Raw genomic sequence first — 24,068 nt, 5'->3', positions numbered from 1 at the left:
CGGCCCCCTCGAGGTGATCTCCCGCACACCCCCCGTTCACGCCCCCTTCGCCCCGTCGCAACCGGCTCTCGTGCCGTCCTCCGCCGACCGGTCGCGATGATTCCGTTTAGCGTCGTACCACTGGCCGGTTCCCGGCCTTCGACCACTCCCGGCACCCGGTGCGTTGGCCATCCTCGTCGCCCGCCGTGACATTCCGTTTGGGTTTTCGGACCGTCAACCGGAAGACTGCACCCGTGACGTCCCGTATCCCGCGCGACTCCAGGCTCCGACTCGTCCGCCCGCGACCCCTGGCCGCCGCCCCTCCAGCGATGAACCAGCGGCGCTCGCGCCGACCCGCCCCGCGCCCCCCGGAGGGCACCCCGGCCCCGGCGGAGCTGGCCAGAATGGCACGCTCAGGTCTCGCCGCCGCGGCCCGTGTCGCCCGCTGGGCCGACGCCGCGCTCGGTCCCGGCCGGGACAGCGCCACCGACGACGGCAAGGCCACCCTCTCCGACCCGACCGCGGAACGCGCCGCACGAGAGCTGGGCCTGACCCCCGCTCAGGTCCGGGCCGACTGGGACACCGCCCGCCTCGCCGGTCTCGTCGAGGTGCACGGCGACAGCGCCCGCCCCGGATGGCGGCTGCGCGCCTGGGACCGTGACGACAGCGCCGTGCTGCGCGGCTGGGTCGCGCTCTTCGACGCCTGGTCCCTCGCCCACCCGGAGCCCGCCGACCACGAGCCCGCGGCCGTCGCCGAGGTCGTCTCGGCCATGCCGCAGGTGCTCTCCTTCCTCCAGCTGTCCGCCGGGCCCGTCCCCGTGGAGCAGCTCCTCGACCTCCTGGAGCAGCGCGTCACCGAGCTGCGCACCGCCCGCTGCGAGATCCCCTACGGACCGCAGCCCGAGCCGCCGGCCGAACCGGAGCCCACCGACGCCCCGCTCGCCCCCCTGCTCGACTGGGCCCTGCGCGCCCTCGCCTCCGTCGGCGCCCTCACCTACGGCGACGGCCAGGCCACGCTCACCCCGCTCGGCAACTGGGCCGTCTGGGTCAAGCTGGAGCAGATCTGCGTCGCCGCGCAGAGCCCCGCCGGGAACATCGAGCAGGCCGCCGACGACATGCTCCGCGGCTGCGCCCAGCTGCGCCCGAACGCGGCCCGGGCCGAGTACCGCGCCTGGCTCGCCGCCCGCCCCGTCGGCAGCGCCGTCACCGAGCTCCTCGACGCCGCCCGGGGCGAGGACGCCCTGCTGCGCGGCCTCGCCTTCGAGGCCCTGCGCGTGGTCGGCGCCCCGGCCGAGCCGGACGTCCGCGCCGTGCTGAACGAGCCGACGCTCAGGCCGTACGCGCTGCTGTGGCTGGCCGAGCACGACGGGGCCGACCCGGAGGACGCCCACGAGGTCCTCACCCGTGAGGAGGCGACCTGGCTGTGGGTGGACACCGCCGCCGCCGTCGCCGACCACGGTGAGGCGCCGCTGCTGGTGCGCCACCTGGAGTCCGCGGTGCAGCCCACCGTGCCGATGCTCCTGGACGAGGTACGCGCCGTGGGGCACCCGCGCACCGTGCAGGTCCTGGTCGCCCTGGCCGCCGCACATCCCGACCCGGCCCTGGCCAAGGCGGTGCGCCGGGCCGCCTTCCAGGTGCACACCGGCGGCAGCTGACACCCGGGGCGAGGCGCGGCCCGCCCTGCGGGCCGTCAGCCCGGCAGGTCCGGCGCGTACGTCCCGAAGCTCCACACGTTGCCCTCGAGGTCCCGGGCCATGTAGTCCCGCGAGCCGTAGTCCTGGTCCGTCGGGGGCATCAGGATCTCCACGCCGTGGTCCACGGCGTGGCGGTGATGCCCGTCCACGTCGTCCACGACGACGTAGACGCCGGTGGTGCCCGCGTTCTTCATGGCCGTGTCGAACAGGCCGCCCCGGCCCTTGCTGCCGACCATCACCGCCCCGTTGCCCTGCGTCAGCTCGGCGTGCATCACCGCGCCGTCCTCGCCCTCGTACACCGACAGCTCCGTGAAGCCGAAGGCCTCCGTGAGCTGCCGGATCGCCGCCTTCGCGTCGGCGTACAGCAGCGTCGGGTAGATGCTCGGACGCCCGCCGGACGTGCCTGTCATGACGATCACTTCCCCGGGTCTCGCGGCGCGTGTCCCCCTCAGTGTTCCACCGGCCACCGGCGACGGCCCCGCCTCCGGCCACCGGTGATCGAACACCCGCACACAGAAAAAGTGGTTGCACGCCCCCGTTAGACTGTCCCCCATGGCCATTCTCCTCGCGCATTAGACGGCGGGAACGCCCGCCCGTCGCCCGCCACCGCCCTTCCAACGGCGCGCTACGTGCGGCACCCCCCCGATTCGTCCATCCCGCCCCCGTATCCGCCTGGAGTCTGTCCGTGATCTCCGCTTCCGGTATCGAGCTGCGCGCCGGTGCCCGCGTCCTCATCGAAAACGCCTCGTTCCGCATCGCCAAGGGTGACCGCATCGGACTGGTCGGCCGCAACGGCGCCGGGAAGACCACCCTCACCAAGTGCCTGGCGGGCGAGGGCATCCCGGCCGGCGGCACCATCACCCGCTCCGGCGAGGTCGGTTACCTCCCACAGGACCCCCGCACCGGCGACCTCGACGTCCTGGCCCGCGACCGCATCCTGTCCGCCCGCGGCCTGGACGTCCTGATCCGCAAGATGCGCGACAACGAGCAGCGCATCGCCAACGGCCAGGGCGCCACCCGCGAGAAGGCGCTCAAGCAGTACGAGCGCCAGGAGACGGAGTTCCTGACCAAGGGCGGGTACGCCGCCGAGGCCGAGGCCGCCACCATCGCCGCCGCGCTCAATCTGCCCGACCGGGTGCTCGGCCAGCCGCTGCACACCCTCTCCGGCGGTCAGCGCCGCCGTATCGAGCTGGCGCGGATCCTCTTCTCCGACGCGGACACCCTGCTGCTCGACGAGCCCACCAACCACCTCGACGCCGACTCGATCGTCTGGCTGCGCGACTACCTCAAGACCTACCGCGGCGGCTTCATCGTGATCTCCCACGACGTCGACCTGGTCGAGACGGTCGTCAACAAGGTGTTCTACCTCGACGCCAACCGCGCCCAGATCGACGTCTACAACATGGGCTGGAAGCTCTACCAACAGCAGCGCGAGGCCGACGAGAAGCGCCGCAAGCGCGAGCGGCAGAACGCCGAGAAGAAGGCCTCCGCGCTGCATTCGCAGGCCGACAAGATGCGGGCCAAGGCCACCAAGACCGTCGCCGCGCAGAACATGGCCCGCCGGGCGGACAAGCTGCTGGCCGGCCTGGAGGCCGAGCGCAAGTCCGACAAGGTCGCCAAGCTCCGCTTCCCCGAGCCCTCCCCGTGCGGCAAGACCCCGCTCATGGCCGAGGGCCTGTCGAAGTCCTACGGCTCGCTGGAGATCTTCACCGACGTCGACCTGGCCATCGACAAGGGCTCGCGCGTGGTCATCCTCGGCCTCAACGGCGCGGGCAAGACCACCCTGCTGCGCCTGCTCGGCGGGGCCGAGAAGCCCGACACCGGCAGGGTCATCGAGGGCCACGGCCTCAAGCTCGGCTACTACGCGCAGGAGCACGAGACCCTCGACCCGGAGCGCACGGTCCTGGAGAACATGCGCTCGGCCGCTCCCGACCTGGACCTGGTCGAGGTCCGCAAGGTGCTCGGATCGTTCCTGTTCTCCGGCGACGACGTCGACAAGCCGGCCGGGGTCCTCTCCGGCGGCGAGAAGACCCGCCTCGCCCTGGCCACCCTGGTGGTGTCCTCGGCGAACGTGCTGCTCCTGGACGAGCCGACCAACAACCTCGACCCGGCCAGCCGCGAGGAGATCCTCGGCGCGCTGCGCACCTACAAGGGCGCGGTCGTCCTCGTCACCCACGACGAGGGCGCGGTCGAGGCGCTCCAGCCGGAGCGGATCATCCTGCTGCCGGACGGCGTGGAGGACCTGTGGGGCGCCGACTACGCGGATCTCGTCGCCCTCGCCTGACCGCCCGTCGCCTCCGCTTGATCGAATGCGTGATCAACGGCGTATGGATCATTCGGCCTAGCGGTGATCCATCATCTGTGTGAGATCTCCTCGTACCGAGGTGTGTCCTACATCGATTTCGCGGCCGACCCCCCGATTCTGCGGGGCTCGGCCGCGCCGCCTTGCTGACCTGGCCTTTTCACGCGCCGTCCGTTCGGCCGAACCGCCATCACCCTTCGGAATTCCAGATTCCGGATGTGGGGACGCGCTCCCGTCGTCACAACCTTGTCTCACGGACCTTGCCGAATGGGTGGCCATGACGGCCCGGAGGGGTGATCATGAGGAGACCAGAGCGCACTTCCCATGAGGAGGCACGGGTGGCCGAGACTCTGAAGAAGGGCAGCCGGGTGACCGGCGCCGCGCGCGACAAGCTCGCGGCAGACCTGAAGAAGAAGTACGACGCCGGTGCGAGCATCCGGGCGTTGGCCGAGGAGACCGGCCGCTCGTATGGCTTTGTGCACCGCATGCTCAGTGAGTCGGGTGTCACGCTGCGAGGGCGTGGCGGGGCGACCCGGGGCAAGAAGGCCACGGCCTGACCCCGGGTGGCCCCTCGGCTTCGATGGTGGCCACCCGGTCGGTCGACTGATCGGCCGGGTGGTTACTGTGCAGTCACTTAGGTGTGTCCTGCCACGGCGGTGAAGCCGTCGTGCGGCACGCAGACGACCGCACACATCGGAGGCGTCCCATGGCTTCGCCCGACCAGGACCTCGTTCCCGTACTCGACAAGGACGGCGTACGGCTCACCGTCGACGACGCGATCGCCACGGTGACGCTGACCAACCCCGCCAAGCGCAACGCGCAGAGCCCCGCTCTGTGGCGGGCGCTGACCGAGGCCGGCCGGCAGTTGCCGGGCACCGTCCGTGTCGTCGTGCTGCGGGCCGAGGGCAAGTCCTTCTCGGCCGGGCTCGACCGGCAGGCGTTCACGCCCGAGGGCTTCGACGGCGAACCGTCGTTCATCGACCTCGCGCGCGGCGCCGACACCGAGCTGGACGCGACCATCGCCGAATACCAGGAGGCGTTCACCTGGTGGCGGCGCAGCGACATCGTCTCCGTCGCCGCTGTCCAGGGGCATGCCATCGGGGCGGGCTTCCAGCTCGCCCTCGCCTGCGACCTGCGCGTCGTCGCCGACGACGTGCAGTTCGCCATGCGCGAGACCAGCCTCGGACTCGTGCCCGACCTGACGGGCACGCATCCGCTGGTGGGACTCGTCGGCTACGCCCGCGCGCTGGAGATCTGCGTGACCGGGCGCTTCGTCACGGCCGAGGAGGCCGTGAACACCGGTCTCGCGAACCTCGCCGTGCCGGCCGGCCAGCTCGACGACACCGTGCGCGACCTCGCCTCGGCCGTGCTCGCCGCGCCCCGTGACGCGGTCGTCGAGACCAAGGCCCTGCTGCGCGGCGCCCAGGACCGCACGTACGAGGAGCAGCGCACGGCGGAGCGCCAGGCCCAGGCCCGCCGCCTGCGGGACCTCGCGGGCATCGGGGACTGAGGGCCGCCGGGCCGGCCGGGAGCGCGGTCAGCCGATCGCGCTCACCACGACTGCCACCGTCGGGTGATCCGGCAGCACCCTCCTGACCGCCGTCCGGACCTCCCGGGCCACGTCCCGGGCCCGCCGGTCCGCGCCCACGGCCAGCTCCAGCCGGACATGGCGGTGCGACAGCGCGGCGTCCTCCCCCGGGAGTTCCTCGATGTGCACCGGGTGGCCCAGCGTGCCGGTCAGACGCAGCACGCCCGGGACCCCCAGCGCGGCGGCGGCCACCCGGGCCTCGTCGCCCTCCTCGGCCCGCGCGGCGCCCGGCAGTTCGGGAAGGGGCGCTGCGGGCCCGGCGCCGGCCCGCTCCTGATCGTCCAGCAGCCCCGTCACTCGCAGATCCACCTCCGTCACCGTCAGACCCAGCCGCTGGGTGGCTGCGGTCGCCAGCGTCGCCCGCAGCAGGGACGCCGTCGCCGGCAGGGGCTGCGAGGCCGTCGCCGCGATCTCCGCCGTCACCTTCAGCGGCCCCGGCGGCAGGGCACTCGGCGGAGCCGGTACGGCCGGCTCCGCGGTGTCCTCCGTCTCGCACAGCGCGACCCGCAGCGTCGCGAGGCGTACGCCCGGCGCGTCCCCCGCCGCGCCGCGCAGCACCGCCTCGACTGCCCGCTCCGCGATCCACGCGCCGTCCCGCGCGTCACCCAGCGGCAGGAGCCTGCCGATTCCCAGTTGATGTCTCACTGCCTGCGTCCATCGATCGGCCGTCATTCCTCCAGCCTGCCGCATCAGAGGCGCGCTCCCACGTAACCGTGCTTACGGTGGTCCAAGGACGACAACCGAGAAGGACGTGCGGCGATGACTGACATGACCGAGAACCGGGGCGGGGAGTCCGAGACGGCGGCGGCGCGCAGGAGCCCGCTGGTCAAGCGCGGTGGGGGAGACCCGGGTTCCCGGGGCCGGACGACCATCGCGGACGGCGTCGTGGAGAAGATCGCCGGACTCGCCGCGCGCGACGTCGACGGCGTGCACGCCATGGGCAGCGGTCTGTCCCGCACCTTCGGCGCCGTGCGCGACCGGGTGCCCGGCGGCGCCAAGTCGGTGACGCGCGGGGTGAAGGCCGAGGTCGGTGAGGTGCAGGCCGCCCTCGACCTGGAAATCGTCGTCGAGTACGGCGTGTCGATCGCCGATGTGGCCCGCGGCGTACGGGAGAACGTCATCACCGCCGTCGAGCGGATGACCGGTCTCGAGGTCGTCGAGGTCAACATCGCGGTGAGCGACGTGAAGCTGCCGGACGAGGAGGAAGAGGAACCGGAGCGCCGGATCCAGTGAGGCAGGGGCATCGGACACCACAGCGGCTGAGGAGCTGAGACGCGCATGAGCATGGCCGTGGTCGGCATGATGGCCGGCATGGCGCTGGCCTTCGCTGGATATTTCGGCGGATTCGGCGCCTTCCTGCTGGTGGCGGCACTGGGCGCCGTCGGCTTCGTCGTCGGGCGGTTCCTGGACGGGGACATGGAACTCGGCGACTTCTTCCGTCCCCGTGAACGGCGGCGGTGACGCCCGTGAGCACTGCGGCCGGTGAGCTCGACCGACCACGGACCGTCGTCCCGGCGGGTGAGCGCGGCGCGACCCGGATCGCCGACCGGGTCGTCGCGAAGATCGCCTCGCAGGCGGCCCGGGAGGCCGTCGGCACGCTGCCGCCCGACGCCGACCGGCCGTCCGCGTCGGTCGTCGTCCACCACGAGGTGGCCCACGTCCGGGTGCACATCGAACTCGACTACCCGTGTGACATCGGCGCCCGCTGCCGCGAGGTGCGTCACCGCGTGGTCGAGCGGGTGCGCACCCTGGCCGGCATGCAGGTGCCGGAGGTCGTCGTCCAGGTGGAGCGGCTGCATCTGGTCGCGGCGCCCGGCGCCGTACAGGGGAGGACGCGATGAGCGAACCCCGCGGCACGGAACCCCCCGAGGGCGCCACACAGCGCCTGCCCGTGCTCGAACCGCGGGATGCCGGGCACGGGGACGGCCTCGACGGGTCCGGGACACCGGCCGGTGACGCACCGCCGCCCGCGTCCGAGGCCGGGGGCGGCGGCCGTGCGGGCCGCTTCTGGTCGGCGCGCCGCGTCCCCGCTGGCATCGTCGCCCTGCTGCTCCTGGGCCTCACCGGCCTGTTCCTCTACGACATCGTCTCCGTGCGGGCGGGCCGGCCCGGCATGTACTGGCGCCGGGAACTGGCCCGGCAGCTCGCCGAACGCCCCCTCGACGACACGTGGGTGCTCGTCGGCGCCGCGGTCACCGCGGTACTGGGCCTGTGGCTGCTGAGCCTGGCTCTCACACCCGGCCTGCGGGACGTCCTCCCGATGCGGCGCACGCACGGCGACGTGCGCGCCGGACTGCACCGGGACGCCGCCGCGACCGCGCTGCGGGACCGGGCCATGGAGGTGGCCGGCGTGCAGTCGGCACGGGTCCGGGTGCGCCGGAGGCGGGCGGACGTCCGCGCCGCGGCGCACTTCCGGGACCTGGACGAGGTACGAACCGATCTGGACGCCGTGCTCGCCGACGCGGTCCACGGGCTGGGGCTGGCCAAGCCGCCCTCGCTGTCGGTGCGCGTGCGGCGGCCCGGCCGGAAGGGGTGAGAGCGGTGCTCAGGACCGTCAACCGCGTGTTCCTCGGCCTGGTGGGCCTGGTGCTGCTGGTGCTGGGCGGCTCCGTCCTCGCCGTCGGCCTGGGCGCCCCGGTGCCCTCGTGGTGGATCCACGACAGCAAGCACGACGTGCTGCTGAGCGATGCCGAACGCACCCGCTGGCGCGACGAAGGCTGGTGGTGGCCGGTCGTCATCGCCGCCCTCGCGGTCCTGCTGCTGCTCGCCCTGTGGTGGCTCGTCGCCGTACTGCGCCGGCGCCGCCTCGCCGAGGTGCTGGTCGACACCGGTGACGGCGAGGGCGCGTTGCTGCGGGGCAGGGCCCTGGAGAAGGCCCTCACCGAGGAGGCGGGCCACGTCGACGGCGTGGACGGGGCCCGCGCCCATCTGAGGGGCCGCCGCAGCACCCCCGAGGCCCACGTACGCCTCGCGCTGGAGCCGCACGTGGACCCGGGGACGGCCCTGCACGAGTTCACGACCGGAGCCCTGACCCATGCCAGGGCATCGGCGGGCCTGGCCTCACTGCCGGCGGAGGTACGGCTGAGGGGCGTCAAACACGGCGCGGAACGGGTGAGTTGAGCCCCCGCTCCACCCCGGCCCGACGGCGTACGGCCGCTCAGAACCCGTGCCGCGCTCCGCCGTCGACCGGCACCATGACGCCGGTCAGATAGGAAGCCGCCGGCGACATCACGAACGCCGCCACCCGCCCGAACTCCTCCGGCTTCCCGTACCGCCGCAGCGGGATCCGCGACTCCGAAGCCGCCCGGGTCGCCTCCGGGTCCGCCGACAGCGCGTCCAGCTGCCGCACCCGGTCGGTGTCGATGCGCCCGGGCAGCACACCGACGACCCGGATGCCGCGCGGCCCCAGCTCGTCGGAGAGCGACTTGGCGAAGCCCGCGAGCCCCGGCCGCAGTCCGTTGGAGATGGTCAGCCCCGGAATCGGCTCGTACACCGACCCGGACAGCACGAACCCGATGACACCCCCGGCCTCCATCTCGGCCGCGGCGGCACGGGCGAGCCGCACCGCGCCGAGGAACACCGACTCGAACGCCGTCTGCCACTGCTCGTCGGTGTTGTCCGCGACGAACCCGGCCGGCGGCCCGCCCACGCTGACGAGGACACCGTTGAAACGGCCGAAGTGCTCCCGCGCGGCCCCGATCAGCCGGGCCGCCGCGTCCGGGTCGGCGTTGTCGACGGCGACGCCGACCGCGTTCGGTCCCAGCTCGGCCGCCGCCTCGGCCACGCTCTTCTCGTCCCGCCCCGAGACGACCACCTTCGCCCCGTCCGCCACGAGCTCGCGCGCGGTGGCGTTGCCGAGGCCGCGCGTGGCCCCGGTGACGACGTACACCCGGTCCTTCAGTCCAAGATCCATGGTCCCTATCCTGCCCCGTCCTCGCCGAACAGGGCGAGGGCGGTGTTCACCAGACCGATGTGGCTGAACGCCTGCGGGAAGTTGCCCAGCTGCCGGCCGGTCACCGGGTCGAACTCCTCGGACAGCAGCCCCACGTCGTTGGCGTGTCCCACCAGCCGCTCGAACAGTTCGCGGGCCTCCTTCGTGCGGCCCGTCATGTGCAGGGCGTCCGCGAGCCAGAACGAGCACACCAGGAAGGCGCCCTCGTCGCCGGGCAGCCCGTCGACCTGCGCGTCGTCCGTGCTGTAGCGGCGCAGGAAGCCGTTGTGGGACAGCTCCTCGCGGACCGCGTCGATCGTGCCGATCACCCGCGGGTCGTCCGGCGGCAGGAATCCGACACGCGGGATGAGCAGCAGCGCGGCGTCCAGTTCGCGTGAGCCGTAGGACTGCGTGAAGGTGTTGCGGTCCCGGTCGTAGCCCTTCTCGCACACCTCCCGGTGCACCTCGTCGCGCAGCTCCCGCCAGCCGTCCAGGTCGCCGTCCAGCTCCGGATGGCGTTCCAGGGTGCGTACGGCACGGTCGGCGGCCACCCACACCATCACCTTCGAGTGCACGAACTGGCGCCGGCCGCCGCGCACCTCCCACAGCCCCTCGTCCGGCTGCTGCCAGTGGGTCCGCAGGAAGTCCAGCAGGGCCGACTGCAGCGCCCACACGTCGGGCTGGGGGGACAGGCCCGACTCGCGGGCCAGGGACAGGGAGTCCATGACCTCGCCGTAGACGTCCAGCTGGAGCTGGTTGACCGCGTCGTTGCCGACGCGTACCGGGGCGGAGCCGTCGAAGCCGGAGAGCCAGGGCAGCTCGAACTCGGGCAGCCGCCGTTCACCCGCCAGCCCGTACATGATCTGCAGGTCGGCCGGGTCGCCCGCGACCGCGCGCAGCAGCCAGTTCCGCCAGGCCTCGGCCTCCTCCTGGTAGCCCGCCGCGAGCAGCGCGTTCAGGGTGAGGGTGGCGTCGCGCAGCCAGCAGTAGCGGTAGTCCCAGTTGCGCACCCCGCCCGGCTCCTCCGGCAGCGAGGTGGTGGGAGCGGCGACGATGCCGCCGGTCGGGGCGTAGGTGAGCGCCTTGAGCGTGATCAGGGAGCGGACGACGGCGTCCCGGTAGGGGCCGTCGTAGCGGCAGTGCGACACCCAGGCCCGCCAGTCCTCCACGCTGTGGCGCAGCGCGTCGTACGGGTCGACGAGCGGGGGGCGCTCCTCGTGGGAGGGGTGCCAGGTCAGGACGAAAGCGACCTTTTCCCCCTTCTTGACGGTGAACTCGGCGTGCGTGGCGAAGTCCTCGCCCCAGCTGTGCACCTCCGGCTCACTGCGCAGCCAGGTCGAGTCCGGACCGGCCACGGCGACGCGGTGCCCGTCGGAGCGGCGCATCCAGGGGACGATCGAGCCGTAGTCGAAGCGCAGCTTGAGGACGCTGTGCAGGGTCACCTCGCCGTCGAGGCCCTCGACGACGCGGACGAGGTCGGGGGCGCGGTCACGCTGCGGCATCAGGTCGGTGACCCGGACCGCTCCGTGTTCGGTCTCCCACTCGGTGTCCAGGACGAGGGTGTCGCGGCGATAGGCGCGCCGGGTGCAGCGGTCCGCCCCCACGGGGGCGATGCGCCAGTGGCCGTTGTCCTCGTCGCCGAGCATTCTGGCGAAGCAGGCGGCCGAGTCGAAGCGGGGCAGACACAACCAGTCGACGGACCCGTCCGTGCCGACCAGGGCCGCGGTCTGTTCGTCGCCGATGAGCGCGTAGTCCTCGATGCGGGGGTGCACGGAGTGCGGGTTCCCGGCAACTCGCCGCGGCAATCAGGGCGGGGGCCGGGGGAGTGACGTGTCCGTGCCGGCAAGGGCGCGGTGCCGCGCGCCCCCCCGCACGCGCCTGGACGGGCGGGTGGCTAGACCGCCGCCGGTTCGTTCTCCGTCGCGCCGGACGCGGCCGCCGCCTCCTGGGCCCGCTCCCTGGCCTCGCGGCGGGCGAGGACCACCCAGCCGACCGGTACGGCCGCGGAGAACAGCCACCACTGGACGGCGTACGCGTAGTTCAGCGCGGCGTCCTCCTTGCCCGGGTCGCCCAGCAGCTCGGGGACGTCGCCCTTGGGCTCGGGAGACGTCTGGGCGAGGTAGCCGCCGAGCACCCTGGCGTCCAGGCGACGGGCCTGCTGCTCGCTGTTGATCAGCATGATCTGCCGGTCCGGCAGGCCCTTGAGGTTCTTGATGCCGCTGCCGGCGGTCGTCTCGTCGGGCATCAGCCGCCCCTCGACGGTGACCTCGCCGCCGGGCGGCGCGGGGACCTTCGGGAACGTGGTCTGACTCGGGCCGTCGGAGGGGATCCAGCCCCGGTTGACCAGCAGCACCTTGCCGTCGTCGAGGACGAACGGGGTCAGGACGTGGTAGCCGACCTCGTCGTCGGAGTTGGTGCGGCGCCGGACGACGACCTCGTCCCGGGCGTCGAAGCGGCCCTTCGCCGTGACGGTGCGGTAGCGCTCGGCACTGGTGACGGTGTGCCCGGGCGAGGTCAGCTTCTCCACGGGTACGGGCTCGGCCGCCAGCGCGTCGGTGACCAGCTGGTTCCGGGCGGTGCGCTCCTCGTAGCGGTGCATCTGCCAGATGCCCAGCCTGATCATCGTGGGGATGAGGAGCAGGGCGATCAGCGTGAGGATCACCCACTGCCGGGACATCAGGAAGCGGTACACCCCACGACCGTACAACTCGGTCGTGGGGTGCATTCAGGCGGGTACGGGTTCACACCTTGTCGACAATTCCCACCTTTCCCTCCGCGCGGGCGCAGTGGGCGCCGCAGTACCAGTGGCCCTCGACCTCGACGCCCTGGCCGATGATCTGCACCCGGCAGTGCTCGCAGATGGGGGCCATGCGGTGGATCGCGCAGGCGAAGCAGTCGAAGACGTGCACCGCGCCCTGCGCGTGCACCTCGAAGGTCATGCCGTACTGATTGCCACATACCTCACAGGTCGCCATGCGCCACAGGGTGAGCCGTCGCACCCGCGCGGGCGAGCGGCCACCGGGCGAGTCGCCCGGCAATCACCCGTCCGTACGGTCACCCCCCGGACGCCGGCTCCACATCCGCGAGGAGTTGCCCGAACGCCGCCTCGTCCACGACCGGCGTCCCGAACTGCCGCGCCTTGACCACCTTCGAGGTGCCCGAGTCCGGGTCGTTCGTGACGAGCAGGCTGGTCAGCCGGGACAGGCTCGTGGCCACATGCAGCCCCGCCTCGGTCGCGCGGTCCTCCAGCAGGTCCCGCTCGATCGAGGTGTCGCCCGAGAAGGCGACCCGCATGCCCTGCTTGAGCCGCCCGCCCACCTCGTAGCGCCCGGGGTTGGGGTAGGGGCAGGCGGGGCGCTTGCGGGACGGCCGCCAGCTGCTGGGCCGGTAGGCGCCGTAGCCCCCGGGGCCCGCCTGCTGCCCGATGCGGGGCGCGGCGGGGCGGTCGCTCCACTCGGTGAGCGGCCGGCACTCGTGCAGCGGCAGCCGTACGTTGTTCGCCGCCGCGGCCCGCAGGCTCGGCCGGAACGCCTCCGCCAGCACGCGCGCGTCGTCCAGCGCGTGGTGCGCCCGCTGCTGGACGACGCCGAAGTGCGCGGCGAGGGACTCCAGCTTGTGGTTGGGCAGCGGCAGCCCGAGCTCCTTGGACAGCGCGATGGTGCACAGCCGCTGCCGCACCGGCGCCTCGCGCTCGGCGCGCGCGTACTCCCGGGCGATCATCTGCCAGTCGAAGACGGCGTTGTGCGCCACGAGCACGCGTCCCGCCAGCCGGGCCGTGAACTCCTCGGCGATGTCCGGGAAGAGGGGGGCGCCCTCGAGCGCCTCGCTCGTCAGCCCGTGGATCCACACCGGGCCCGGGTCACGCTCGGGGTTGACCGTCGTGTACCAGTGGTCCTCGACCTCGCCGCGCTCGTCCAGCCGGTAGACCGCCGCGGAGATGATGCGGTCGTCCCGGGCCAGGCCCGTGGTCTCCACGTCGACGACCGCGTACCCCTTGGGATACGCGGCCGGCCACGGCGTGGCAGAGAACACTGCGGTCGTCAGGTCTTCCAGCATGGTTCCTGAGGATACGGGCCACGACTGACACCACCGCCCGCCAGGTGCGCCCGGCCGCTCCTCCGATGCCCCCTCAGACGGGTTGTCCGGTCTGTCCGTTCGTGGGTCGTACGTCTGATCGGTACTCAGTCGATCAGCCGGCGTCCTGTCCGCCGGTGTCACCAGCGGATGGGCACCGGAACCACCGTCAGCAGTCCGGACGCCGCCACCACCAGGCCCAGCGCGACGACCTCCGCACGGGCCGGGGCGCAGGCGGTCAGCGGGTCGGCCGCCCGGCGCAGCCGATGCCGGGCCCACAGGGCGAGGACGGCGACGGCGGCCACGAGGAGCACCTTGGCGAGCAGCACCCGCCCGTACGCCGTCCCCGTCAGCTGGTCCAGGATCGTCTCCGGCGGCATCCGGCGCAGCGAACTGCACACGCCCGTCGCGGTGATGGCGGCGAGCAGCACGGCCGCCACGCGCGCGTAGAGCCCCAGCAGACTCACGCCCGCCGACGTACCGCCGCGGCCGTGCCACAGCCGCAGCAGGCGCAGCGCGTGCAGCAGGCCGCCCGTCCACAGTGCCGCGCAGAGCAGGTGGACGAGCGTCAGCCCGGAGCCGACGAGGGGGCTGTGCTCGGTCGTGGGGTGGGCACGCAGGGCCTCCGCCACGACCACGGCGGCCAGCGGCCACACCTGCGTGACCGGCCGGCGGGAGACCGCGCACAGCCACGCGACCAGGAACGCGTTGACCTCCAGCAGGGCGAGCTTGCCGTCCCGGGACGCGTAGAGCCCGCCGAGGTCCACGTCCGCCACCTCACCCGGCATCAGATTGCCGGTGGCCACGATCGAGGCGAGTCCCAGGGCGGCGAGGAAACCGGCGACGGCCGCGGGCGGGGACCAGCTGCGGGGCGTGCGCGGGGAAAGGGACTTCGAGCCGGGCAGCGAACGCGCCAGCCGGTCCACGAACAGTTCGCCGACGGGTATGCACAGCGCCGCGAACAGCACCGTGCGCAGCAGGCCCACGCCACCCGCGCCGGGCGCCTCGGCCTCCCCGGTGCCGTGCAGCGCGGCGGCCGGACCGAGCAGCGGGATCAGCGCGGCCGACGCCACCAGTGCCAGGACGGCGAGGGCCCGGCCCGCACCGGCACGCCGTCCCGCCGCCCCCGGGGCGGGTCTTGTCGAGGTCACCCCAGGATCTTCACCAACCTCCACACGGCCGGGCAACTCGACGGACCTCGGCCGCGGACACGATCCGGGCCGGACGGGTGTCCCCGTCCGGCCCGGATCGCCTTCACACGAGCTCTACTTGGTCACCGCGTCCAGCGCGTCCGCGATGCCCCAGCCGTAGAAACCGTTGCGGTTCTTCGAGCCTTCGCACACCGCGTCGATCTTGCCGTCGGCGTTGATGTCGTACGGGTCCGTGCACGCCTTGGCGTCGGCCTCGGCGTACAGCAGGGCCTTCACCAGGGCCGGAGAGGCGTACGGGTGCGTCGACTTGATGAGGGCGGCGACGCCCGCGACGTGCGGGGACGCCATCGACGTACCGGCCATGTAGCCCCACTTGCCGCCCGGCAGCGTGCCCAGGATGAGGCCGCTCGTGGCCGGGGCGTCCGGCTTCTGGTAGGCGGTCGAGTCACCGCCCGGAGCGGCTATGTCGACGACGCCGAGACCGTGGTTGGAGAAGGACGACTTGATGCCCTTCGCGCCCGTCGAGGCGACCGTGACGACACCCGGCAGCTGGGTCGGGATGTCGAGGCACTCCGAGGGGTCGACGACCCGGTCGCCCGGCGTGCTGTCGTTCGGGGACGACGAGTCGGTGATCTCGTCGGAGGCGAGGTCGTAGTTCTCGTTGCCGGCCGCGGCGACGTTGACCGCGCCCTTCTTCTCCGCGTACCGCGAGGCCCGGGTGACGGCCTCGACGAGGGCCTTCTGGTCCGGGTCGTTCTTGCAGTTGAAGTACCAGGGGTCGGTGTAATAGCTGTTGTTCGTCACGTCGACCCCGTGCTCGGCCGCCCACACGAAGCCGCACACCACGGCCTCGGTGTAGAAGAAGCCCGCCGTGGTGGACACCTTGATGCCGGAGACCTTCACCCCGGGCGCCACACCGGTCATGCCGACGCCGTTCTTGGCGGCGGCGATCTCACCGGCGACGTGGGTGCCGTGCGGGCTCTCCTCGGCGCTCGGCCGCCAGGCCCCGTCGGTCGTGTCCGGCTTGCCCGACACGCAGTTGACCGACGCGCCCCGGTCGAAGTTGGGCGCGATGTCGGGGTGGGTGTCGTCGACACCGGTGTCGATCACGGCGACCGTGACCTTCTTGCTGCCCAGCGTCTTCTCGTGCGCCTTGTCCGCCTTGATGGCCGGCAGGTCCCACTGCTGCGGCTCCAGCGGGTCCTGCCCGGCGGGGGCCTCGGCCGCGGCGACCTCCGCCGCGCTCAGCACCTTCGGCGCGCCCAGGTCGCCCGTGGAGGCCGAGGGCAGCGGCGCGGTGCGGGTGGCACCGGCGGACTGCACGCCCCGCACGGTGCGGATCTTCTCGGCGAAGTCGGCGTTCGAGGAGTGGACGACGATGACGCCGATCTGGTCGTACGACATCACGATCGTGCCGCCGGCCTTCGCGACGGCCTTCTTCACATGCGCCGAAGTGCCGTGCCCCGGCTTGACGTTGACGACGTAGCTGAGCGCACTCGCGTCGGTCTGGGCCGCCGCGGCGGGGGCGGGGGCGTCCTCGGCGGCCGTGGCCGCGGTGTTCGGAAGGAACGCCAGGGCCGTGGCCATGGCCATCCCGGCCGGTATCGCTGCGGCGCGGCGATAGCGCGCGTACGGCGCAGTCATGGTGTCTCCAGTTCGTTCACGGTGAGCTGATCCTGCGGAAGGTCTCGGAGGCGGGCCGGATCACTTGACCGCGCGCAGCGCGTTGACGATGCCGTGGCCGTAGAAGCCGTTGAGGCGCTTGCCGCCCTCGCAGACCGCGTCCTGGTCGCCGTCGCCGTCCTGGTCGTAGGAGGCCGGGCAGGCGGTCTCGTCGGCCTGTGCCTTCAGCAGCGCCTGGAGCCGGGCCGGGGACGCCGAGGGGTGCTCGGACTTCAGCAGCGCGGCGACGCCCGAGGCGTGCGGCGAGGCCATCGAGGTGCCCTGGAGGAAGCCCCACGCGCCGTTCGGCAGGGTGGACAGGATGCGGCCGTCCTTCGAGGGGGTGTCCGGGATCTGGTAGCGGCGGTCACCACCCGGCGCGGCGACGTCGACGACGCCCTCGCCGTAGGTCGAGAAGTACGACTTGCCCTTGTCGACGCCCGTCGAGCTCACCGTGACGACACCCGGGAGCATGTTCGGCACGTCGAAGCACTCGTGCGGGTCGATGGTGCGCTCGACCGGGGTGGAGTCGTCCGGGCTGGAGTCGTCGACGATCGCGTCCGAGGCCAGGTCGTGGTTGGAGTTGCCGGCCGCGGCGATGTTGAGCGTGCCCTTCTTCTGCGCGTACAGCTGCGCCCGGTTCACCGCGTCGACGATGGCCCGCTGGTCCGGGTCGTCCATGCAGTTGTACAGCCACGGGTCGACGTAGTAGCTGTTGTTCGTGATCTCGACGCCGTGGTCGGCGGCGAACACGAACGCGCACACGACGCTCTCCGGGTAGAAGAGGCCGTTCGCCCGGTCGGTGACGTTGATGCTGGAGACCTTCACACCGGGAGCGACGCCCGCCACGCCTATGCCGTTGCGGGCGGCGGCTATCTCACCGGCGACATGCGTGCCGTGGTAGTCCTCGGGCGTGTACGGCCGCCAGGCGCCCTCGCTGGTGTCGGGCTTGCCGCCCGCGCAGTTCGCGGACTGGGAGGCGGAGAAGTTCGGGGCGATGTCGGGGTGGGTGTCGTCCACGCCGGTGTCGATCACGGCGACGGTCACCTTGCGGCTGCCCGGGTTGATCTGTGCCGCCTTGTCGGCGCCGATCGCGCGCAGGTCCCACTGGTCCGCCTCGAGGGGCTCGCTCTCGGGCGTCTTCGCCGAGGCGGCCTCGATGCGCTCGGCCTGGGCGCCCGTCAGGTACTCGACCGCGCCCTCCTGCTTCGTCCCGGCGGCCGTCAGCGGCGTCGTGCGCGTCGCGCCCGCCGACCTGACCCCGCGGGCCTCGCGGATCGTCTTGGCGAAGTCGGGGTTCGAGGAGTGGACGACGAGCACGCCGATCCGCTCGTACGTGGCGACGACCGATCCGTCGGCCTTGCCGATCGCCTTCTTCACCGAGGCGATCGTGTGGCGGTCCAGCTTGGTGTTGACGACGTACGCCAGCTTCGGCGCATCCGCCGTCCGGGTGGCCGACTCCGCGTGCGGGGCCGCCGACGCGGCGGCCGGCAGGAAGCCCAGCGAGGCCGTCAGGGACAGCACGACGGGCACGGCGAGGGCGAGCCGGCGTCTGGAACGCAAGTGAGACATGGGGTCTCCACATCCTCCGGAAACGAAACCGGCCCGAGGCACAGGTGGTGCTCGGGCAGGTACATGACGTGGTGGTGCAGGGCGAAGCTATCCCGGCCTCTCGCTGGCCAGCAACGCTTTGTCGAAACGACTTCGGAAAGAACGCGGGGCCGTTGAACCGGTTCTCGTGCGCCGCCGTGACGTTGAGCAGGGAGCGCGAGGACACACTCGCCCCCGTCCCCGTTCACAACCGCTTCCGTCATTGCGAGGAGACTCCGTGGCCACCGACGCACCGCCCCCGTCGAAAGAGCAACACAAGCTCCCCTCACCCGAGGAGTTCGCCGAGGTGCAGGAGAGCGCGGAGTTCGGTGAACTGCGCCGCTCCTACCGCTCCTTCGCCTTTCCGCTGACCGTCGGCTTCATCGCCTGGTACCTGCTGTACGTGCTGCTCTCGAACTACGCGGGCGGCTTCATGGGCGCCAAGCTGTTCGGCAACATCAACGTCGCCTTCGTCTTCGGCGTCGCCCAGTTCCTCACCACGTTCCTCATCGCCTGGTGGTACTCCAAGCACGCCGCCGCGAAGCTCGACCCCAAGGCCGAGGCCATCAAGACCCGGATGGAGAGCGGCGCATGAGCCCCGTACAGCACACCTTCCTCGCCGCGAACGAGGCCAGCGAGCACCGCCCGCTGATCATCACCCTGTTCGCGCTGTTCGTCCTCGCGACCCTCGGCATCACCATCTGGGCGGGCCGCCAGACCAAGGACGCCGCCGACTTCTACGCCGGCGGCCGCCAGTTCAGCGCCTTCCAGAACGGCCTCGCCGTCTCCGGCGACTACATGTCCGCCGCGTCGTTCCTCGGCATCGCCGGCGCCATCGCCATCTTCGGCTACGACGGCTTCCTGTACTCCATCGGCTTCCTGGTCGCCTGGCTGGTCGCCCTGCTCCTGGTCGCCGAGCCGCTGCGCAACTCCGGCCGCTACACCATGGGCGACGTCCTGGCCTACCGCATGCGCCAGCGCCCGGTCCGCACCGCCGCCGGCACCTCCACGATCGTGGTGTCGATCTTCTACCTGCTGGCCCAGATGGCCGGCGCGGGCGTCCTGGTCTCCCTGCTGCTCGGCATCACCTCCGACGCCGGCAAGATCCTCATCGTGGCCCTGGTCGGCCTCCTGATGATCGTCTACGTCTCCATCGGCGGCATGAAGGGCACCACCTGGGTCCAGATGGTCAAGGCCGTGCTCCTCATCGGCGGCACCATCCTGATCACCTTCCTCGTGCTGCTGAAGTTCAACTTCAACATCTCCGACCTGCTCGGCAAGGCCGCCGAGAACAGCGGCAAGGGCGCCGCCTTCCTGGAGCCCGGTCTCCAGTACGGCGCCACCGGCACCTCCAAGCTGGACTTCATCTCCCTCGGCATCGCCCTGGTCCTCGGCACCGCCGGCCTGCCGCACATCCTGATCCGCTTCTACACGGTGCCCGACGCCAAGGCCGCCCGGAAGTCCGTGAACTGGGCCATCGGCATCATCGGCGGCTTCTACCTGATGACGATCGCGCTCGGCTTCGGCGCCGCCGCGCTCATCTCGCAGGAGGAGATCCTCGCCTCCAACCCGTCCGGCAACACGGCCGCGCCCCTGCTCGCCCTGCACCTGGGCGGTGTCGACTCCACCTGGGGCGCGATCCTCCTCGCCACGATCTCGGCGGTGGCCTTCGCGACGATCCTCGCCGTCGTCGCCGGACTCACCCTCGCCTCGTCGTCCTCCTTCGCGCACGACATCTACGCCAACGTCATCCGCAAGGGGAAGGCCTCCGGCGCCGAGGAGGTCCGCGCGGCCCGCTGGGCGACCGTCTTCATCGGCGTCGTCTCCATCGGCCTGGGCGCCCTGGCCCGCGACCTGAACGTGGCCGGCCTTGTCGCCCTCGCCTTCGCGGTCGCCGCCTCCGCCAACCTCCCGACGATCCTCTACAGCCTGTTCTGGAAGCGCTTCACCACCCAGGGCGCGCTGTGGTCGATCTACGGCGGCCTGATCGTCGCCGTCGGCCTGGTGCTGTTCTCGCCCGTCGTCTCCGGCGACCCCAAGGCGATGTTCCCCGAGGTCGACTTCGCCTGGTTCCCGCTGAAGAACCCGGGCATCATCTCCATCCCGTTCGGCTTCCTGATGGGCTGGCTCGGCACGATCCTGTCCAAGGAGGAGCCCGACGCCAAGAAGTACGCGGAGCTGGAGGTCCGGTCCCTGACCGGCACCGGAGCGCACTGAGCACGACCCCTCCGGCGCGGCCGGCTCGTAGGAACCTCCAGGTCCCTGCGGCCCGGCCGCGCCGTGCGTCGTGGGATCGGGCCTGTGGTGTTGTCGGTGGGGTCGCGTAGGCTCGCAGGTGTCGGGCAACAGTGCCGCACGCACGATCCACGACGAGGGAGGGGGCCCACGTGCTCATCGACACCTACGGCCGGGTGGCCACCGACCTGAGGGTCTCGCTGACCGACCGGTGCAACCTGCGCTGTACGTACTGCATGCCGGAAGAAGGCCTGCAGTGGCTGGCGAAGCCGGATCTGCTCACGGACGACGAGATCGTCCGCCTCATCGACATCGCGGTCACCTCCCTCGGCATCGAGGAGGTCCGCTTCACCGGCGGCGAGCCCCTGCTGCGTCCGGGCCTGGTCGGCATCGTCGAGCGCGTCGCGGCGCTGGAGCCGCGCCCCCAGATGTCGTTGACCACCAACGGCATCGGCCTCAAGCGCACGGCGGCGGCCCTGAAGGAGGCGGGCCTTGACCGGGTCAACGTCTCCCTGGACACGCTCCGGCCGGACGTCTTCAAGACCCTGACCCGCCGCGACCGCCACAAGGACGTCATCGAGGGCCTGCACGCCGCCCGCGACGCCGGCCTGACCCCGGTGAAGGTCAACTCGGTCCTGATGCCGGGGCTCAACGACGACGAGGCCCCCGACCTGCTCGCCTGGGCCGTGGAACACGACTACGAGCTGCGCTTCATCGAGCAGATGCCCCTGGACGCCCAGCACGGCTGGAAGCGTGACGGCATGATCACGGCCGGCGACATCCTGGCCTCCCTGCGCACCCGCTTCGAGCTGACCGCCGAGGGCGAGGAGAAGCGCGGTTCGGCCCCGGCGGAGCGCTGGCTCGTCGACGGCGGCCCGCACGTGGTCGGTGTCATCGCCTCCGTCACGCGCCCCTTCTGCTCGGCGTGCGACCGCACCCGCCTCACCGCCGACGGGCAGGTCCGCACCTGCCTGTTCGCGCAAGAGGAGACGGACCTGCGCGCCGCGCTGCGCTCGGGCGCCCCGGACGAGGAGATCGCCCGCATCTGGCGCCTGGCGATGTGGGGCAAGAAGGCCGGAGCGGGCCTGGACGACCCGTCGTTCGTGCAGCCCGACCGGCCGATGTCGGCCATCGGAGGCTAGGAGCTCGGACGCGGGGAGTCCTCGGACTCCCACTCCTCCAGCACCACCACGTCCTTCAGGAATCCCCGCACCCCGAGGAACTGCGACAGGTGCTCGCGGTGCTCCTCACAGGCCAGCCAGGTCTTGCGCCGCTCCGGCGTGTGGATCTTCGGGTTGTTCCACGCCAGCACCCACACGGCGTCGGCACGGCAGCCCTTCGCGGAACAGATGGGAGTCTCGTCACTCACGGTTTCGTCTCGCAGAAAAAGGCGACGCCGAGCAGCCACGGGGGGAGCTGCCCGGCGTCGGTCCGTCGCTCCGACGGGGGATGCGGAGCGCGTACGAAGTATGTCATGGGTAACCCCGGGCCCGGCACCGGAACAACATGATTGATCTGAGCTTTTCTTGAGCTTGGCGGGAAGGTGACTTCCCTTCCCGCCCGGTCGTGATCTCGCCCCGGGAGGCCTATCGCTCGTGCGACTCGCTCCGCGCGCCCGCACCCGGCCCGGACACGGCATCTTCCGCAACGGGTTCCGCCGGGCCGTCGCCCGGCCCCGGCGGCGCGATCATCGGGCGCACCGGCGCCGCCACGAACGTCGACGGCAGGGACGGCGCGTTCTCGCGCCCGGCGTTCGCGATCACCACCGCGATGTACGGCAGCACCAGCCCGAGCACCAACGCCACGATGGCCACGTGCCGTTCGACGTTCCACAGCGTGGCCGCGAGGATCACCGAGATCGTGCGGACCGTCATCGAGATCACGTAGCGGCGCTGCCGCCCGCGTACGTCTTCCTGGAGTCCCGTCCGGGCGCCGGTGATCCGGAAAACCTGGACGTTGCCACCGCCGTGCTGCTTCCGCATCGCGTTCCACCATCCGCCCGTATCGGACTCTCCCCGCCCCGTAGCCGCCCACGGCCGGTCGGGGAGCCCGACCGGGACAGCTCCCACGGTACGCCGCGGCCGCACCGGCCACGAGAGCGGGTGGGGCACCTCCCGGGCGGACGGCCTGCGCCGTAGCGCGTACGGCCCGCGTCGGCATGCGGCGTAGGGCACCTGGGCCGACACTTGCCGTAGTGCTCACGTCGAGCCGTACGAGGAGGCAGGGATGGGCTGGTTGTGGGCGATCATCGTAGGACTGGTGCTCGGCCTGATCGCGAAAGCGATCATTCCGGGCAAACAACACCTTCCCCTGTGGCTGACCGTCATCCTGGGCATGATCGGCGGCATCGCCGGCAACGCCATCGCCCGGGCGGCGGGCGTCGACGCCACCGCGGGAATCGACTGGTGGCGGCACGTCTTCCAGCTGGTCATGGCGGTCATCCTCGTCGGTCTGGGCGACCGGGCCTGGACGGCGGCCAGGGGAGACAGACGCAGGGCATGACGGGACACACGCCCGAAGGGGGCGGTCTCCGGCACCGCCGGAGACCGCCCCCTTCGCCGTGCACTCAGCCGCCCGTGACCTCGACGGCCGCCAGGTTCTTCTTGCCCCGGCGCAGCACCAGCCAGCGGCCGTGCAGCAGGTCCTCCTGCGCGGGGACGGCGTCCTCACCGGCGACCTTCACGTTGTTCACGTAGGCGCCGCCCTCCTTGACCGTGCGGCGCGCGGCCGACTTGCTGGCCACCAGCCCGACCTCGGCGAACAGGTCCACGGCCGGGCCGAGCTCGGCGACCCGGACGTGCGGCACCTCCGAGAGGGCCGCGGCCAGCGTCCTCTCGTCGAGGTCCGCCAGCTCGCCCTGCCCGAAGAGGGCCTTCGACGCGGCGATCACGGCGGCCGTCTGGTCGGCGCCGTGCACCAGCGTCGTCAGCTCCTCGGCGAGGGCCCGCTGAGCGGCCCGGGCCTGCGGACGCTCCTGCGTCTGCCGCTCCAGCTCCTCCAGCTCCTCGCGGGAACGGAAGGACAGGATGCGCATGTACTTCGAGACGTCCCGGTCGTCCACGTTCAGCCAGAACTGGTAGAACGCGTACGGCGTCGTCATCTCCGGGTCGAGCCAGACGGCGCCGCCCTCGGTCTTGCCGAACTTGGTGCCGTCCGCCTTGGTCATCAGCGGCGTCGCCATCGCGTGCACGGTCGCGTCGGGCTCCAGGCGGTGGATCAGGTCCAGGCCCGCGGTGAGGTTGCCCCACTGGTCGCTGCCGCCCTGCTGGAGGGTGCAGCCGTAGCGGCGGTAGAGCTGGAGGAAGTCCATGCCCTGGAGCAGCTGGTAGCTGAACTCCGTGTAGCTGATGCCCTCGGAGGACTCCAGGCGGCGGGCCACGGACTCCTTCGTCAGCATCTTGTTGACGCGGAAGTGCTTGCCGATGTCGCGCAGGAACTCGATCGCGGAGAGGTTCTGCGTCCAGTCGAGGTTGTTGACCATGACGGCCGCGTTCTCGCCCTGGAAGTCCAGGAACGGCTCGATCTGGGCGCGCAGCCTGTCGACCCAGCCGCCGACCGTCTCCGGGTCGTTCAGCGTGCGCTCCGCGGTCGGGCGCGGGTCACCGATCAGACCCGTGGCCCCGCCGACCAGGGCCAGCGGCCGGTGACCGGCCTGCTGGAGCCGGCGCACGGTGAGCACCTGCACCAGGTGCCCCACGTGCAGCGACGGCGCCGTCGGGTCGAAACCGCAATAGAACGTGACGGGACCGTCCGCGAGCGCCTTGCGCAAAGCGTCCTCGTCGGTGGACAGGGCGAACAGCCCGCGCCACTTCAGCTCGTCGACGATGTCCGTCACGGTTCTCGTGTCTCCTCGATGTTCTCC

Annotated in this window: 26 protein-coding genes; 13 read left to right on the top strand and 13 right to left on the bottom strand. The window is 71.9% G+C overall.

Annotated features, from left to right (window positions below):
• The first annotated feature begins 233 nt into the window (after positions 1-233).
• On the top strand, positions 234-1,634 hold the full coding sequence (locus AB0I06_RS27720) for a hypothetical protein (protein WP_363121552.1): 1,401 nt from the start codon (positions 234-236) through the stop codon (positions 1,632-1,634).
• Positions 1,635-1,669: 35 nt separating this feature from the next.
• Here the strand turns inward: AB0I06_RS27720 and AB0I06_RS27715 are convergent, their stop codons facing one another.
• Positions 1,670-2,083 carry a VOC family protein gene (locus tag AB0I06_RS27715; RefSeq protein ID WP_363121551.1) on the bottom strand — a complete coding sequence of 138 codons (414 nt, stop codon included), beginning with the start codon at positions 2,081-2,083 and terminating at the stop codon, positions 1,670-1,672.
• Between the two features lie 275 nt (positions 2,084-2,358).
• Between AB0I06_RS27715 and AB0I06_RS27710 the strand changes: the two genes are divergently transcribed.
• From AB0I06_RS27710 to AB0I06_RS27700, 3 genes are all read left to right on the top strand, one after another.
• Positions 2,359-3,957: an ABC-F family ATP-binding cassette domain-containing protein gene (locus AB0I06_RS27710; RefSeq protein WP_363121550.1), complete on the top strand. Its 1,599-nt coding sequence runs from the start codon at positions 2,359-2,361 to the stop codon at positions 3,955-3,957.
• Between the two features lie 356 nt (positions 3,958-4,313).
• On the top strand, positions 4,314-4,532 hold the full coding sequence (locus AB0I06_RS27705; RefSeq protein WP_010037790.1) for a helix-turn-helix domain-containing protein: 219 nt from the start codon (positions 4,314-4,316) through the stop codon (positions 4,530-4,532).
• Positions 4,533-4,681: 149 nt separating this feature from the next.
• The gene (locus AB0I06_RS27700; protein WP_363121549.1) at positions 4,682-5,485 is read left to right on the top strand and encodes an enoyl-CoA hydratase/isomerase family protein; all 804 of its coding nucleotides are present in this window, start codon (positions 4,682-4,684) and stop codon (positions 5,483-5,485) included.
• Positions 5,486-5,512: 27 nt separating this feature from the next.
• On the opposite strand, the gene AB0I06_RS27695 is transcribed toward AB0I06_RS27700, so the two are convergent.
• Positions 5,513-6,235 carry a nucleopolyhedrovirus P10 family protein gene (locus AB0I06_RS27695; RefSeq protein ID WP_363121548.1) on the bottom strand — a complete coding sequence of 241 codons (723 nt, stop codon included), beginning with the start codon at positions 6,233-6,235 and terminating at the stop codon, positions 5,513-5,515.
• A gap of 87 nt (positions 6,236-6,322) precedes the next feature.
• On the opposite strand from AB0I06_RS27695, the gene AB0I06_RS27690 reads away from it, so the two are divergent.
• Genes AB0I06_RS27690 through amaP form a run of 5 tightly spaced genes read left to right on the top strand, consistent with a single transcriptional unit; the run spans position 6,323 to position 8,683 of the window.
• Positions 6,323-6,796, top strand: coding sequence for an Asp23/Gls24 family envelope stress response protein (locus tag AB0I06_RS27690; RefSeq protein WP_363121547.1), 474 nt, complete (start codon positions 6,323-6,325; stop codon positions 6,794-6,796).
• 45 nt (positions 6,797-6,841) lie between these two features.
• Entirely contained in the window at positions 6,842-7,024 is a 183-nt protein-coding gene (locus AB0I06_RS27685; protein ID WP_363121546.1) for a hypothetical protein, read from the top strand.
• Positions 7,021-7,404, top strand: a complete 384-nt coding sequence (locus AB0I06_RS27680) for an Asp23/Gls24 family envelope stress response protein (RefSeq protein ID WP_363121545.1) — start codon at positions 7,021-7,023, stop codon at positions 7,402-7,404. The genes AB0I06_RS27685 and AB0I06_RS27680 overlap by 4 nt, the downstream gene beginning before the upstream one ends.
• Positions 7,401-8,099: a DUF6286 domain-containing protein gene (locus AB0I06_RS27675; RefSeq protein ID WP_363121544.1), complete on the top strand. Its 699-nt coding sequence runs from the start codon at positions 7,401-7,403 to the stop codon at positions 8,097-8,099. Before AB0I06_RS27680 ends, AB0I06_RS27675 begins: the two co-directional genes overlap by 4 nt.
• Complete coding sequence (gene amaP / locus AB0I06_RS27670) at positions 8,096-8,683, top strand: alkaline shock response membrane anchor protein AmaP (protein WP_363121543.1); 588 nt, start codon at positions 8,096-8,098, stop codon at positions 8,681-8,683. Before AB0I06_RS27675 ends, amaP begins: the two co-directional genes overlap by 4 nt.
• Positions 8,684-8,720: 37 nt before the next feature.
• Here the strand turns inward: amaP and AB0I06_RS27665 are convergent, their stop codons facing one another.
• From AB0I06_RS27665 to AB0I06_RS27630, 8 genes are all read right to left on the bottom strand, one after another.
• Positions 8,721-9,476, bottom strand: coding sequence for an SDR family oxidoreductase (locus AB0I06_RS27665; protein ID WP_363121542.1), 756 nt, complete (start codon positions 9,474-9,476; stop codon positions 8,721-8,723).
• Between the two features lie 5 nt (positions 9,477-9,481).
• Entirely contained in the window at positions 9,482-11,266 is a 1,785-nt protein-coding gene (locus AB0I06_RS27660) for a glycoside hydrolase family 15 protein (RefSeq protein ID WP_363121541.1), read from the bottom strand.
• Between the two features lie 122 nt (positions 11,267-11,388).
• Positions 11,389-12,186, bottom strand: a complete 798-nt coding sequence (locus AB0I06_RS27655) for an SURF1 family protein (RefSeq protein WP_363121540.1) — start codon at positions 12,184-12,186, stop codon at positions 11,389-11,391.
• A 49-nt stretch (positions 12,187-12,235) separates the two neighbouring features.
• Complete coding sequence (locus AB0I06_RS27650) at positions 12,236-12,469, bottom strand: hypothetical protein (protein WP_114251243.1); 234 nt, start codon at positions 12,467-12,469, stop codon at positions 12,236-12,238.
• Positions 12,470-12,548: 79 nt separating this feature from the next.
• Positions 12,549-13,550: a DEDDh family exonuclease gene (locus tag AB0I06_RS27645; RefSeq protein ID WP_363121539.1), complete on the bottom strand. Its 1,002-nt coding sequence runs from the start codon at positions 13,548-13,550 to the stop codon at positions 12,549-12,551.
• Between the two features lie 158 nt (positions 13,551-13,708).
• Complete coding sequence (locus AB0I06_RS27640) at positions 13,709-14,719, bottom strand: CopD family protein (RefSeq protein ID WP_363121538.1); 1,011 nt, start codon at positions 14,717-14,719, stop codon at positions 13,709-13,711.
• A 114-nt stretch (positions 14,720-14,833) separates the two neighbouring features.
• Positions 14,834-16,363, bottom strand: a complete 1,530-nt coding sequence (locus AB0I06_RS27635; RefSeq protein ID WP_363121537.1) for a S8 family serine peptidase — start codon at positions 16,361-16,363, stop codon at positions 14,834-14,836.
• A gap of 60 nt (positions 16,364-16,423) precedes the next feature.
• Complete coding sequence (locus AB0I06_RS27630; protein ID WP_363121536.1) at positions 16,424-17,953, bottom strand: S8 family serine peptidase; 1,530 nt, start codon at positions 17,951-17,953, stop codon at positions 16,424-16,426.
• 256 nt (positions 17,954-18,209) lie between these two features.
• Between AB0I06_RS27630 and AB0I06_RS27625 the strand changes: the two genes are divergently transcribed.
• The 3 genes from AB0I06_RS27625 to moaA all read left to right on the top strand — a co-directional run bounded on the left by AB0I06_RS27625 (position 18,210) and on the right by moaA (position 21,348).
• Positions 18,210-18,566: a DUF485 domain-containing protein gene (locus AB0I06_RS27625; RefSeq protein WP_363121535.1), complete on the top strand. Its 357-nt coding sequence runs from the start codon at positions 18,210-18,212 to the stop codon at positions 18,564-18,566.
• Positions 18,563-20,188, top strand: a complete 1,626-nt coding sequence (locus tag AB0I06_RS27620) for a cation acetate symporter (RefSeq protein WP_363121534.1) — start codon at positions 18,563-18,565, stop codon at positions 20,186-20,188. Before AB0I06_RS27625 ends, AB0I06_RS27620 begins: the two co-directional genes overlap by 4 nt.
• A 170-nt stretch (positions 20,189-20,358) precedes the next feature.
• Entirely contained in the window at positions 20,359-21,348 is a 990-nt protein-coding gene (gene moaA, locus AB0I06_RS27615) for a GTP 3',8-cyclase MoaA (RefSeq protein WP_363121533.1), read from the top strand.
• Here moaA and AB0I06_RS27610 read toward each other — a convergent pair.
• Together AB0I06_RS27610 and AB0I06_RS27605 are read right to left on the bottom strand one after the other, a co-directional pair.
• Positions 21,345-21,575 (bottom strand): hypothetical protein, encoded by a 231-nt coding sequence (locus AB0I06_RS27610; protein ID WP_363121532.1) that lies wholly within the window; start codon positions 21,573-21,575, stop codon positions 21,345-21,347. The genes moaA and AB0I06_RS27610 overlap by 4 nt on opposite strands.
• Positions 21,576-21,792: 217 nt before the next feature.
• Positions 21,793-22,188 (bottom strand): DUF3099 domain-containing protein, encoded by a 396-nt coding sequence (locus AB0I06_RS27605; RefSeq protein ID WP_363121531.1) that lies wholly within the window; start codon positions 22,186-22,188, stop codon positions 21,793-21,795.
• Positions 22,189-22,432: 244 nt separating this feature from the next.
• On the opposite strand from AB0I06_RS27605, the gene AB0I06_RS27600 reads away from it, so the two are divergent.
• Positions 22,433-22,708, top strand: a complete 276-nt coding sequence (locus tag AB0I06_RS27600; RefSeq protein WP_363121530.1) for a GlsB/YeaQ/YmgE family stress response membrane protein — start codon at positions 22,433-22,435, stop codon at positions 22,706-22,708.
• A 64-nt stretch (positions 22,709-22,772) separates the two neighbouring features.
• Here AB0I06_RS27600 and tyrS read toward each other — a convergent pair whose 3' ends face one another.
• Positions 22,773-24,041: a tyrosine--tRNA ligase gene (gene tyrS, locus AB0I06_RS27595; RefSeq protein ID WP_363121529.1), complete on the bottom strand. Its 1,269-nt coding sequence runs from the start codon at positions 24,039-24,041 to the stop codon at positions 22,773-22,775.
• Positions 24,042-24,068 lie beyond the last annotated feature (27 nt).

Origin of the sequence: Streptomyces sp. NPDC050674 (genome assembly GCF_040654575.1) — a bacterium.
In the GTDB taxonomy this organism is placed as follows: Bacteria; Actinomycetota; Actinomycetes; order Streptomycetales; family Streptomycetaceae; genus Streptomyces.
The sequence above is the reverse complement of the archived record's forward strand: the minus strand, read 5'-3'. Positions and strand labels throughout refer to the sequence as shown.

What these genes read in the sequence shown, in the direction of transcription:
- AB0I06_RS27715 (WP_363121551.1), bottom strand. Translation starts at nt 2,083, where the DNA reads ATGACAGGCACGTCCGGCGGGCGTCCGAGCATCTACCCGACGCTGCTG.
- AB0I06_RS27700 (WP_363121549.1), top strand. Translation starts at nt 4,682, where the DNA reads ATGGCTTCGCCCGACCAGGACCTCGTTCCCGTACTCGACAAGGACGGC.
- AB0I06_RS27695 (WP_363121548.1), bottom strand. Translation starts at nt 6,235, where the DNA reads ATGACGGCCGATCGATGGACGCAGGCAGTGAGACATCAACTGGGAATC.
- AB0I06_RS27690 (WP_363121547.1), top strand. Translation starts at nt 6,323, where the DNA reads ATGACTGACATGACCGAGAACCGGGGCGGGGAGTCCGAGACGGCGGCG.
- AB0I06_RS27685 (WP_363121546.1), top strand. Translation starts at nt 6,842, where the DNA reads ATGAGCATGGCCGTGGTCGGCATGATGGCCGGCATGGCGCTGGCCTTC.
- AB0I06_RS27675 (WP_363121544.1), top strand. Translation starts at nt 7,401, where the DNA reads ATGAGCGAACCCCGCGGCACGGAACCCCCCGAGGGCGCCACACAGCGC.
- AB0I06_RS27665 (WP_363121542.1), bottom strand. Translation starts at nt 9,476, where the DNA reads ATGGATCTTGGACTGAAGGACCGGGTGTACGTCGTCACCGGGGCCACG.
- AB0I06_RS27650 (WP_114251243.1), bottom strand. Translation starts at nt 12,469, where the DNA reads ATGGCGACCTGTGAGGTATGTGGCAATCAGTACGGCATGACCTTCGAG.
- AB0I06_RS27645 (WP_363121539.1), bottom strand. Translation starts at nt 13,550, where the DNA reads ATGCTGGAAGACCTGACGACCGCAGTGTTCTCTGCCACGCCGTGGCCG.
- AB0I06_RS27635 (WP_363121537.1), bottom strand. Translation starts at nt 16,363, where the DNA reads ATGACTGCGCCGTACGCGCGCTATCGCCGCGCCGCAGCGATACCGGCC.
- AB0I06_RS27630 (WP_363121536.1), bottom strand. Translation starts at nt 17,953, where the DNA reads ATGTCTCACTTGCGTTCCAGACGCCGGCTCGCCCTCGCCGTGCCCGTC.
- AB0I06_RS27620 (WP_363121534.1), top strand. Translation starts at nt 18,563, where the DNA reads ATGAGCCCCGTACAGCACACCTTCCTCGCCGCGAACGAGGCCAGCGAG.
- AB0I06_RS27605 (WP_363121531.1), bottom strand. Translation starts at nt 22,188, where the DNA reads ATGCGGAAGCAGCACGGCGGTGGCAACGTCCAGGTTTTCCGGATCACC.
- AB0I06_RS27600 (WP_363121530.1), top strand. Translation starts at nt 22,433, where the DNA reads ATGGGCTGGTTGTGGGCGATCATCGTAGGACTGGTGCTCGGCCTGATC.